The organism is Janthinobacterium sp. (genome assembly GCF_009923995.1).
Lineage (GTDB): Bacteria > Pseudomonadota > Gammaproteobacteria > Burkholderiales > Burkholderiaceae_D > Janthinobacterium.
Genome location: NZ_RFSK01000056.1, coordinates 26607 through 38718, shown reverse-complemented (window position 1 = coordinate 38718; position 12112 = coordinate 26607). Strand labels below are relative to the sequence as shown.

At 63.4% G+C, this 12112-nt stretch carries 7 protein-coding genes; 6 read left to right on the top strand and 1 reads right to left on the bottom strand.

Translation table 11 applies throughout. The features are described 5' to 3' along the window. Positions 1-419: 419 nt before the first annotated feature. The 4 genes from aceE (at position 420) to EBS11_RS22380 (ending at position 8416) form a co-directional block, all read left to right on the top strand. A complete protein-coding gene (gene aceE / locus EBS11_RS22395; protein WP_290606558.1) occupies positions 420-3116 on the top strand; it encodes a pyruvate dehydrogenase (acetyl-transferring), homodimeric type in 2697 nt (898 codons plus the stop codon). Positions 3117-3210: 94 nt separating this feature from the next. Continuing rightward, a complete protein-coding gene (aceF, locus tag EBS11_RS22390) occupies positions 3211-4851 on the top strand; it encodes a dihydrolipoyllysine-residue acetyltransferase (protein ID WP_290606556.1) in 1641 nt (546 codons plus the stop codon). A gap of 10 nt (positions 4852-4861) precedes the next feature. Beyond that, a complete protein-coding gene (lpdA, locus tag EBS11_RS22385; RefSeq protein WP_290606554.1) occupies positions 4862-6643 on the top strand; it encodes a dihydrolipoyl dehydrogenase in 1782 nt (593 codons plus the stop codon). A gap of 588 nt (positions 6644-7231) precedes the next feature. Continuing rightward, on the top strand, positions 7232-8416 hold the full coding sequence (locus EBS11_RS22380) for a hypothetical protein (RefSeq protein ID WP_290606549.1): 1185 nt from the start codon (positions 7232-7234) through the stop codon (positions 8414-8416). A 6-nt stretch (positions 8417-8422) separates the two neighbouring features. On the opposite strand, the gene EBS11_RS22375 is transcribed toward EBS11_RS22380, so the two are convergent. After that, the gene (locus tag EBS11_RS22375; protein ID WP_290606547.1) at positions 8423-9154 is read right to left on the bottom strand and encodes a TetR/AcrR family transcriptional regulator; all 732 of its coding nucleotides are present in this window, start codon (positions 9152-9154) and stop codon (positions 8423-8425) included. A gap of 145 nt (positions 9155-9299) precedes the next feature. On the opposite strand from EBS11_RS22375, the gene EBS11_RS22370 reads away from it, so the two are divergent. Together EBS11_RS22370 and EBS11_RS22365 are read left to right on the top strand one after the other, a co-directional pair. Then, complete coding sequence (locus EBS11_RS22370) at positions 9300-10502, top strand: HlyD family secretion protein (protein ID WP_290606546.1); 1203 nt, start codon at positions 9300-9302, stop codon at positions 10500-10502. Between the two features lie 6 nt (positions 10503-10508). Beyond that, the gene (locus tag EBS11_RS22365; protein WP_290606544.1) at positions 10509-12107 is read left to right on the top strand and encodes a DHA2 family efflux MFS transporter permease subunit; all 1599 of its coding nucleotides are present in this window, start codon (positions 10509-10511) and stop codon (positions 12105-12107) included. Positions 12108-12112: the final 5 nt, after the last annotated feature.

The window sequence follows — 12112 nt, the reverse complement described above, 5'->3', positions numbered from 1 at the left end:
AGAAAATGCCGATGGCGGCGTTGCAGCTCCTTGCCGTACTGGCGTACTGTCTGCGTCGCTGCGCCTTGCCCTCGACATTTTTCAGGCCCGCTTGGCCCGGAGTGCCCGTGCGGACGACTGGGGTGGTAAGGCGGTTTGCTGGTGTGCTGGTGGAGCAGGGAGCGCAAGGGCCTGCGATTTTTTTGTCGCCATCTTTGGTACTTTGATCACGCTAATTTCTGGGCAGAATTTGCGGCACTGCAGCATAAATTCCATAGGGTGATTTCACGATATGAAATGCTATATCGTAATTTGAAAAATACTAAATACGCTGTTAGAATCCCCACACTAATCCATCTTAATAGTAAATAATCAGCGAAATACCGTCCGACAGCGATCCGGAAAATCGGGGTGGGGCGCTCACAAAGGAGACTCAACAGATGTCAGCTCAACTGAACCAGGTAACGACACAGATCGGCACCGACCCGGATATGCAGGAAACCAAGGAGTGGCTGGACGCGCTCGAAGCCGTACTGGAAAACGAAGGTCCGGAACGCGCGCACTACCTGATGGAGCGCCTGGTTGACCTGGCCCGCCGCCGCGGCGCCCAGATCCCGTTCTCCAGCACCACCGCCTACGTCAATACCATCCCCACCAAACAAGAAGCACACTGCCCCGGCAACCTGGAATACGAAGAGCGCCTGCGCTCGTGGATGCGCTGGAACGCCATGGCCATGGTGGTCAAGGCCAACCGCGCCGACGGTGACCTGGGCGGCCACCTGTCCTCGTTCGCCTCGCTGGCGAACATGCTGGGCATCGGCTTCAACCACTTCTGGCACGCGCCGACGGCCGATCACGGCGGCGACCTGCTGTACATCCAGGGTCACTCCTCGCCTGGCGTCTACGCGCGCGCCTTCCTCGAAGGCCGCCTGACGGAAGAGCAGATGCTGAACTTCCGCAAGGAAGTCGACGGCAAGGGCCTGTCCTCGTACCCGCATCCGAAGCTGATGCCTGACTTCTGGCAGTTCCCGACCGTGTCGATGGGCCTGGGCCCGCACATGGCGATCTACCAGGCGCGTTTCCTGAAATACCTGCATGCCCGCGGCATCGCCAAGACCGACAACCGCAAGGTGTGGGCCTTCTGCGGCGACGGCGAGATGGACGAGCCGGAATCGCTGGGCGCGATCGGCCTGGCCGCGCGCGACATGCTCGACAACCTGGTCATCGTGGTCAACTGCAACCTGCAGCGCCTGGACGGCCCTGTGCGCGGCAACACCAAGATCATCCAGGAACTGGAAGGCGAATTCCGTGGCGCCGGCTGGAACGTCGTCAAGGTCATCTGGGGCCCGGGCTGGGACGCCCTGCTGGCACAGGACAAGGATGGCATCCTGCAGCAAGTGATGATGGACACCGTCGACGGCGAATACCAGAACTACAAGGCCAAAGATGGCGCCTACGTGCGCAAGCACTTCTTCGGCAAGCATCCGAAGCTGCTGGAAATGGTTGCCAACATGACGGACGACGACATCTGGCGCCTGACCCGCGGCGGTCACGATCCGCACAAGATCCACGCTGCCTTCAAGATCGCCCAGGAACACAAGGGCCAGCCGACCGTCCTGCTGGTGAAAACCATCAAGGGCTACGGCATGGGCAAGTCGGGCGAAGCGCGCAACACGGCGCACCAGACGAAAAAACTGGACGACGAAGCCATCCGCGAAATGCGCGACCGCTTCTCGCTGCCGATTCCGGACGACAAGCTGGCCGACATCCCGTTCTTCAAGCCTGCCGACGACGCGCCGGAAATGGTCTACCTGCACGAGCGCCGCAAGGCCCTGGGCGGCTACCTGCCGCAGCGCCGCCAGAAAGCGGAAGAAACCCTGCCCGTGCCTGCGCTGGACGCCTTCAAGAACGTGCTGGAAGCGACGCCTGAAGGCCGTGAAATCTCGACCACGCAAGCTTTCGTGCGCGTCATCTCGACCCTGCTGAAAGACCCGAACCTGGGCCAGCGCGTCGTGCCTATCCTGGTCGATGAATCGCGTACCTTCGGCATGGAAGGCCTGTTCCGCCAGATCGGCATCTACAACCCGAAAGGCCAGTTGTACGAGCCGGTCGACAAGGACCAGGTCATGTACTACCGCGAAGACAAGGCCGGCCAGATCCTGCAAGAGGGCATCAACGAAGCGGGCGGCATGAGCTCGTGGATCGCCGCGGCGACGTCGTACTCGACCAACGACCGCATCATGATCCCGTTCTACACCTTCTATTCGATGTTCGGTTTCCAGCGCATCGGCGACCAGGTATGGGCGTCGGCCGACATGCGCGCCCGCGGCTTCCTGATGGGCGGCACGGCCGGCCGTACGACCCTGAACGGCGAAGGCTTGCAGCACGAAGATGGCCACAGCCATATCTTCGCCGCGACCATCCCGACCTGCATGCCGTACGACCCGACCTTCAGCCATGAAGTCGCCGTCATCATCCAGGACGGCCTGCGCCGCATGATCGCCAACCAGGAAGATGTGTTCTACTACATCACGATCATGAACGAGAACTACGCCCAGCCAGGCATCAAGCCAGGCCAGGAAGAAGGCATCCTGAAAGGCATGTACAAGCTGCAGGAAGGCCCGGCGGACGCCAAGCTGCGCGTACAGCTGATCGGTTGCGGCACCATCCTGCGCGAATCGATCTTCGCCGCCGAGCTGTTGCAGAACGACTGGGGCGTGGCTGCGGACGTGTGGTCGGCGCCGTCGCTGACCCTGGTGGCCCGCGATGGCCAGGATGCGGAACGCTGGAACATGGTCAATCCGTCGAAAGAGCAGCGCGTGCCTTACGTGACCTCGCTGTTGAAAGATACGGACGGCCCGATCGTCGCCACGACCGACTACATGCGCGCATTTGCAGAACAGATCCGCGCCTTCATGCCGAAGGGCCGCACTTATAAAGTGCTGGGCACCGATGGCTTTGGCCGCTCGGACAGCCGCGCCAAGCTGCGCGAGTTCTTCGAAGTGAACCGTTATTATGTCACCGTGGCCGCGCTCAAATCGCTGGCTGACGAAGGCAAGATCGACGTGTCGGTGGTGGAGCAGGCGATCGCCAAGTATGGCATCGACGCGAACAAACCGAATCCGGTGACCCAGTAATCGTTGTGCGGACCCGATGATGCCAGGGCGGTGCGAAAGTGCCGCCCTGGCGTGTGTGCGGGTCCATCTGACAAATAAAATAACGGAGCAAGCTATGAGCATTGTGGAAGTCAAAGTCCCGGATATCGGCGATTTCAAGGAAGTCGAGATCATTGAACTGATGGTCAAGCCAGGCGATACGGTCAAGGTCGACCAGTCCCTGATCACGGTCGAATCGGACAAGGCCAGCATGGAAATTCCATCGAGCCACGCCGGTGTCGTCAAGGAATTGAAAGTCAACGTGGGCGACAAGATCGCCGAAGGCTCGCTGGTCCTGCTGCTGGAAGTGGCGGACGACGCCTCGGCCACGGCTCGCCCGGCGGCCGCACCGGCGCCAGCCGCCGCGGCACCTGCGCCAGCCGCCGCCCCCGCGGCCGCGCCAGCACCTGCCGCCCCAGCCGGCGCGCCGGCCCTGGTCGACGTGACCGTGCCCGATATCGGCGACTTCAAGGAAGTCGAAGTCATCGAACTGATGGTCAAGGTGGGCGACACGATCAAGGTTGACCAGTCGCTGCTGACGGTCGAATCGGACAAGGCCAGCATGGAAATTCCATCGAGCCACGCCGGTGTCGTCAAGGAATTGAAAGTCAAGGTCGGCGACAAGGTCGCCAAGGGTTCGCTGGTGCTGGTCGTGGAAACGACCGGTGGCGCAGCCGCTCCTGCCGCAGCACCTGCCGCCGCGCCAGCTGCTGCCGTCGCGTCGGCGCCGGTCGCCGCTGCTGCCCTGGCACCTGCCGCCGCGCCTGCCGTGAATGGCAAGCTGGCGCACGCGTCGCCGTCGATCCGCAAGTTCGCGCGCGAACTGGGCGTGGACCTGGCCCGCGTGGGCGGTTCCGGTCCGAAGGGCCGCATCACCCAGGAAGACGTGCAGAACTTCGTCAAGGGCGTGATGTCGGGCGCCGTCGCCGCGCCGAACGCGCCGGTCGCTGCCAAAGGCGGTTCGGGCGTGGGCCTGGACCTGCTGCCATGGCCGTCGCTGGACTTCAGCAAGTTCGGCACGACCGAACTGCTGCCGCTGTCGCGCATCAAGAAAATCTCGGGTCCGAATTTGCACCGCAACTGGGTCATGATCCCGCACGTCACGCAGTTCGACGAAGCGGACGTGACGGACCTGGAAGCGTTCCGCGTCGACACCAACGCGGCCAATGCGAAGAACAAGGATGCGGCCAAGCTGACCATGCTGGCCTTCGTCATCAAGGCGTCCGTCGCCGCGCTGAAGAAATTCCCCGCGTTTAACGCTTCCCTGGATGCCAAGGGCGAGAACCTGATCCTCAAGCAGTACTACAACATCGGCTTCGCGGCCGACACGCCGAACGGCCTGGTGGTGCCCGTGATCAAGGGCGCGGACCAGAAGTCGGTCTCGCAGATCGCCCGCGAAATGACGGAACTGTCGCTGCAGGCGCGCGAAGGCAAGCTGAAACCGGCCGACATGCAGGGCGCCAGCTTCACGATTTCGTCCCTGGGCGGCATCGGCGGCACGCACTTCACGCCTATCGTCAATGCGCCGGAAGTGGCCATCCTGGGCCTGTCGAAAGCCTCGATCAAGCCGGTATGGGATGGCAAGGCCTTCCAGCCGCGCCTGATGATGGGCACCTCGCTGTCCTATGACCACCGCGTGGTCGATGGCGCGATGGGCGCGCGATTCTCCGTGTACCTCGGCGAAGTCCTGGCCGACATGCGCAAAATTCTGCTGTAAGGAGCGATTGATGAGCACAGTAGAGGTAAAAGTACCGAATATCGGCGACTTCAAGGAAGTCGAAGTCATCGAACTGATGGTCAAGGTGGGCGACACCATCAAGGTGGACCAGTCGCTGATCACGGTCGAATCGGACAAGGCCAGCATGGAGATTCCATCGACCCACGCCGGCGTCGTCAAGGAATTGAAAGTCAAGGTTGGCGACAAGATCGCCGAAGGCAGCGCGCTGCTGGTGGTGGAAGCATCTGAAGGCGCGGCGGCTGCCGCTCCTGCGGCGGCTCCTGCGCCTGCTGCAGCCGCTGCAGCTCCGGCTGCGGCACCAGCAGCACCCGTCGCCGCCATCCCGGCCGGCAGTTACAGCGGCCAGGTCGACATCGACGTCGACATGATGGTGCTGGGCGGCGGTCCTGGCGGCTATTCGGCGGCGTTCCGCGCGGCCGACCTGGGCATGTCCACGGTCATCGTCGAGCGCTACGCCACCCTGGGCGGCGTGTGCCTGAACGTGGGCTGCATCCCGTCGAAGGCGCTGCTGCACGTGGCGTCCGTGATCGACGAGACGGCGCACATGTCCAACACGGGTGTGACGTTTGCCAAGCCGACCATCGACATCGATCAGGTACGCAAGTACAAGGAAGGCGTGATCTCGAACATGACGGGCGGCCTGGCCGGCATGGCCAAGGCGCGCAAGACGCAAGTCGTCACGGGCGTGGGCCAGTTCCTCAGCGCCAACCACATCGAAGTGACGGCCAATGACGGCTCGAAGAAGGTCGTGCAGTTCAAGCAGGCCATCATCGCCGCCGGTTCGTCCGTGGTAAAGCTGCCCTTCGTGCCGGAAGACCCGCGCATCGTCGATTCGACGGGCGCGCTGGAATTGCGCCAGATCCCGAAACGCATGCTGGTCATCGGCGGCGGCATCATCGGCCTGGAAATGGCCACCGTGTATTCGACTTTCGGCGCGCGCATCGACGTGGTCGAGATGATGGATGGCCTGATGCAGGGCGCGGACCGCGACGCCGTCAAGGTGTGGCAGAAGTTCAATGAAAAGCGCTTCGACAACATCATGACCAAGACCAAGACGGTTGCCGTCGAGGCACTGCCGGAAGGCATCAAGGTCACGTTCGAAGCTGCCGAAGCGGGTGCCACGGCACCGGCGCCGCAAGTCTACGACCTGGTGCTCGTCGCCGTGGGCCGCAGCCCGAACGGCAAGAAGCTGGCCGCCGACAAGGCGGGCGTGCAAGTGACGGACCGCGGCTTCATCAACGTCGACAGCCAGATGCGCACCAACGTGCCCAACATCTTCGCCATCGGCGACCTGGTGGGCCAGCCGATGCTGGCGCACAAGGCCGTGCATGAAGCCCACGTGGCCGCCGAAGCGGCCGCCGGCCAGAAGTCGCACTTCGACGTCAAGGTGATCCCGTCGGTCGCCTACACGGACCCGGAAGTGGCATGGGCCGGCATCACGGAAGACGAAGCGAAAGCCAAGGGCATCAAGGTCGAGAAGGGCCACTTCCCGTGGGCCGCTTCCGGCCGCGCCGTGGCCAACGGCCGCGCCGAAGGCTTCACCAAGCTGCTGTTCGACGCGGAAACGCATCGCATCATCGGCGGCACCATCGTCGGCACGCATGCGGGCGACATGATCGGCGAAATCGCGCTGGCCATCGAAATGGGCTGCGACGGCACCGATATCGGCAAGACCATCCACCCGCACCCGACCCTGGGCGAGTCGATCGGCATGGCCGCGGAAGTGTACGAAGGCGTGTGCACGGACTTGCCGCCGCCGCGCAAGCGCTGATCGCTTGATGCTGTTGTAAGCTAAAAAGCCCCGCAAGCGATTGCGGGGCTTTTTTATTTGGAACTGCTGCCACCCGCATCCAGGCTCGGGCGAGTCGGTCGGCAGCTTGGCAACAGCGCGCCGAAGGGACTGTGTGCACGGACTTGCCGCCGCCGCGCAAGCGTTGATCGCTTGATGCTGTTGTAAGCTAAAAAGCCCCGCAAGCGATTGCGGGGCTTTTTTATTTGGAACTGCTGCCACCCGCATCCAAGCTCGGGCGAGTCGATCGGCAGGTTGGCAACAGCGCGCCGGAGCGGGCGTGTGCATGGAGGGACCGCCGCCGCGCTGGCCTGGGCGCTGCTAAAGAATTAACTTTCAGTACAAAAAACGGGGACGAGTTCGCGGGTTTTTTCGTTTTCCTTGCTTTCAGGATAGTAAAACGTGGCGCGGCGGCGTCATGTGAAAATTGGTGAGTATTGCCGCATGGAAAAAGTGGCAGAATGGAGGTCTGTAACCATGTTTCGCTCACGCTTGATCCGGGGTATGATTTTTCCCTGAACGTTGCCAGTGTCCGGTCAAGTTCGGCTGTACTGTGAAAGTTTTGCAACAATGAAAAAATTTACCGCCCTCCATATCTCCGATGTCCGCTTGCGCCGGGCGGATGAGCAAGAGCAGGCCGTGCGGCTGCACGCCTTGTATCAGGATGTGGCTGCCATTCTGGCAACGGGCAGGCAGATCGATGCGATTTTCTTCACGGGCCAGCTGGTGGCAGCCGATGCCTGCGCCGAGACGACGCCCGTCTACGTCTACGAATACTTTTTGCGTCCGCTGCTGCAGGCCGCCAGCGTGCCCGGCGCGCGTTTCTACCTGGTGCCGGGCAGCCGCGTGCAGGGCGTCGCGGGTGCGGCGCTGGGCAATGCCGGCTTCAGCTTCTTTGCCGCTGATGAGCACGCGGGCGCGGAGCAGCGCGCGCGCTACAAGAATATCCACGCCGTCTTCCACGGCCACCAGCATACGGGCGACGCCAGTTCGCTGATGAAGTCGCTGGGAATTTTGTTCAAGAGCAATCCTGGTAGCCTGTACGGTGCGCATGGCCAGATGGCCGCGTATGCCGTGCTGGAGTTCGGCACCGCGGCGGCCGATGGCGATGCGCCGGCCACCCAGTGGACGGTGGCCTTGCGCGAATTCGATGAAGTCAGCAGGAACTTTGCCCTGTCGGTGCTGTACACGCCGAATGGCCAGGAAACGGGGCAGATGGATGCGGAATATGTGTTCGCCACCCTGTTGCCGCAACTGGCGGGCGAGCCCGTCTATTTCGATGGCTTGCTGGGCAGGGCGGGGGCGCCGCCGCGGGTTGCCACTGGCGGCGCGGCCGATGCGCGTGAATTCCTCATCGAACTGGCGTTCGTCATGTTCGAAGCCAAGACCCTGTTCCTGGAGCAGGCGCAGCTCGAACGTTTTACCAGTGATTATTGCGCCGTGAAAGGCTGGGGCTTGCCGGCCGCGGACTGGCTGGCGCCCCTGTACCGCCATGGCTTGCTGCTGCAGGCCGATGGCCAGGTGGCGTTTGCCTTCGATTATTTCCGCACCTATTTCCTGGCGCAGCGCTTTGAAACCTCGTTCGACCTGATGCGCTATGCTCCCGACCGCTATGATGGCAGTGAGTCCTCACTCAGTTTTGATGGCGCGTCGGCGGCCCAGCCATTCCTGCGCGCATTGGGCCTCGGTGGCGAGCGCGGCGAAACGGCGCCGGCACCGGCGCCCATGCCGCAGGACTGCAGCCGCCCTGGCTGATGCGTCCTAGCCGGCCGAGGGCGGCTGGCGCAGGGTGCCGCGCAGGAACAGGTCGAGACCGGCTGCCACCTTGACGCGCAGTTGCGCCACGTCCGGTTGCGCCGGCGGCGGGAACAGCAGGCGCGACATCTGGTCGCCCAGCAGGCAGTTGAGCAGGTGCAGCGCCAGCATGGATGCCGGCAGTTCGGCGCGAAACAGCGGCGCGATATCGGGCCGGCTGAAGAAGCGGGTCAGCAGCTCGCGCGTCTGCCCCGGTCCCACCTTGTAGAACGTTTCCGCCAGGTCCGGGTGCGTGGCCGCTTCGGCCACCACCATGCGGTTCAGGCGGATGGCGGCCGGCATGGTCACCAGTTGCACGAACAGCAGGCCGAATTCGCCCAGGATGGTGGCCAGCGGACGCATGTCCGTCTCCAGCGCCGGCATGGTGGAGAAGTACGCGGAACGGCGCTGTTCCACCACGGCATTGAACAAGCCGGATTTGCCGCCAAATTTCACATAGATCGTGCGCACGGCCACATGGGCTTCCCGGGCGATCATTTCCAGGCTGACTTTTCCATACCCTTTTTCCAGAAACAGGCAACCGGCCGTGTGCAGCAGGTTTTCCATGCGCGCCTCCATGTCGGCCGCGCGCGGGCGGCCGGCCGCCTTGCCGCAGCAGCTCAGCTCCTGGGTGCTGTCGGCGCCGTTGTCGGCATGGTTATCGGTAGGCATGGTATCGCTGAGGCCGGGATCGGGCATGGTCGGGGTCTCTTTACAGGTTGGAAGGTGAGTGATGGCTTACACTGTAGTGCAAATTAAAATGAAATGCAATCGTTTCATTTCTTGACTTTGGCTTTTCTTTGTCCAATAATGAACAGATATCATTTCATTTTCGGAGCGCAGTATGTCGAACCAGCCTGGCCAAGCAGAACAAAAAGTGCTTAGCGCCGTCCCACCCGCGGCCCCGGCCGCACCGTCCACGCCCGCCGCACCTGCCAGCTCCGCCGCACCGAACAAGCGCGTGAAAATCATCGCCGGCCTGATCGTCCTCGTCGCCCTGGGCGCCGGTGCGCGCATGTGGTACCGCAGCCACTATTTCGTGGAAACGGAAAACGCCTATGTTGCCGGTCACGTGCATCCCGTCTCGGCGCGCATTTCCGGCGTCGTCACCAAGGTCTTCATTGACGACAATCAAATCGTGAAAGAGGGCGACGTGATCGCCGAACTCGACCCGTTCGACCAGCGCGTGAAAACCGAGCAGATCGCCGCGCAGATCGCCAGCGCCGAGCAGCAAGTGCTGCAGGCGGACGCGCAGATCGCCCAGGTGCAGGCGCAGGCCAGCGCTGCTCAGGCGCAAGTGGCGCAGGCCGATGCGCAGCTGCTGCGCGCGAAACAGGATGCGGAACGCTACGGCCAGCTGTACACGAGCCAGATGAAAGCCGTCTCGAAAGCGGAACTGGACGCGGCCAACGCGGCCCGTTCCAGCGCCGTGGCCGACCTGGCCGCCCGCCGCGACAGCGCCTCCGCCGCCAAGGCGCAGATCGGCGCCGCGCAAGCCGCGCGCGACGTGGCCAAGGCGCAAGTGGCCGTGCTGCGCGTGCAGCTGAAGGACGCGGAACAGCAACTGCAGTACAACCGCATCCTGGCGCCCGTCGCCGGCCGCATCGGCAAGCGCAACGTGGAAACGGGCATGCGCGTGCAGCCTGGCCAGCAGCTGACGGCCATCGTGCAGGACAACGTCTGGGTCACCGCCAACTTCAAGGAAACGCAGCTGGCCGATCTGCACCGCGGCCAGAGCGTGCACGTGAGCATCGACGCCATGCCGGGCAAGAAACTGGTGGGCACGGTCGACAGCTTCGCCCCTGCCTCGGGCGCGCAGTTCGCCCTGCTGCCGGCCGATAACGCCACCGGCAACTTCACCAAGATCGTCCAGCGCGTGCCCGTGAAAATCGTCTTCCAGCCGGAAGACATCAAGGCCATGAATGGACGCCTGGTGCCGGGCATGTCGGTGATCGCCGAAGTGGAAATCAACCAGCCCGAGTCGGAGCAGGCCCCGCGCCACGCCGCCGCTCCAGCCGCTCCAGCCACACAGAGCGCCGCCCGCTAAGCTTCCATGAGCAGCCCTTCCACCACACCGGCGGCATCGCCGGCGTTCCCCGTGATCAGCGAGAAAGTCTCCGGGCGTACCTGGCTGGCGGTCGCCGCCGGCATGCTGGGCGCCTTCATGGCGGTGCTCGACATCCAGATCACCAACTCCTCGCTCAAGGACATCCTTGGCTCGCTGTCGGCCACCCAGGAAGAGGGCTCGTGGATTTCCACGGCCTACCTGGTGGCGGAAATCATCGTCATTCCCCTCACGGCGCTGCTGGCGCGCGTGTTCGGACTGCGTACCTACATGATCGGCACCACCGCTTTCTTCCTGCTGTTCTCCACCCTGTGCGGCACGGCCTGGAACCTGGAAAGCATGATCGTCTTCCGCATGCTGCAGGGGTTCACGGGCGGCGCCCTGATCCCCATGGCGTTCACCCTGGTGATGCTCAAGCTGCCGCCGTCGAAGCGCGCCGTCGGCATGGCCATCTTCGGCCTGACGGCTACCCTGGCGCCGGCCATGGGCCCGACCCTGGGCGGCTACCTGTCCGAGCTGTATGGCTGGCCGTCGATCTTCTACATCAACTGGGTGCCGGGCGTGCTGCTGATCGTCGGCATGATCTATGGCCTGGACAAGGAGCCGATGAAGCTCGAGATGTTCTGGAAGGCCGACTGGCTGGGCATCTTCTTCATGGCCCTGGGCCTGGGCTGCCTGACCATCTTCCTGGAAGAGGGCAACTCGAAGGACTGGTTCGACTCGGGCTTCATCATCACCTTCGCCGCGCTGGCCCTGGTGGGCATCCTGGGCTGGGTCGTCACCAGCGCCACGCGCGCCGAGCCCTTCGTCAACCTGGCCCTGTACGGCCAGCGCAACTTCCTGGTCGCCACCGTGCTGTCGGCCGTGACTGGCATGGGCCTGTATGGCTCGGCCTTTTTGCTGCCCCTGTTCCTGGGCCAGATCGCCGGCTATTCGCCCATGCAGATCGGCGAAGTCATCATGTGGGTGGGCTTGCCGCAGCTGTTCATCATGCCCTTCGTCGCCAAGCTGTCGTCGAAAGTGGACAACCGCATCCTGTGCTCCTTCGGCCTGCTGCTGTTCGGCGGCTCGTGCATGATGAATGCCTACATGGACGCGTCCACCGGCTATGACCAGCTGCTGTGGTCGCAGGTGGTGCGTGCGCTGGGCCAGCCCTTCGTCATGCTGACCCTGTCGAACTTCGCCATGAAGGGCATCGCGCCGAAGGACATGCCGTCCGCCTCGAGCCTGTTCAACATGACGCGCAACCTGGGCGGCTCCATCGGCATCGCCCTGCTGGCCACGGCCCTGAGCACGCGCGAGCACTTCCACTCGCAGCGCCTTGGCGAAGCGATCAATGCGTATTCCAGCGCCACGCAGCTGCGCATCGACCAGCTGACGTCCTCGTTCATGGCCAAGGGCTATGACGCCGTCACGGCCGGCAACCAGGCCTTGCAGGCGATCGATGGCATCGTGCGCCGCGAAGCGTATGTGATGGCCTACAACGATGGCTTCTTCCTCATCGGCGCCATCCTGCTGGCCTGCATCGTGCCGCTGTGGCTGGCCGACAAACTCAAAGCCCCCGGTGGCGGTGGCGGCGGTCATTGACCGCG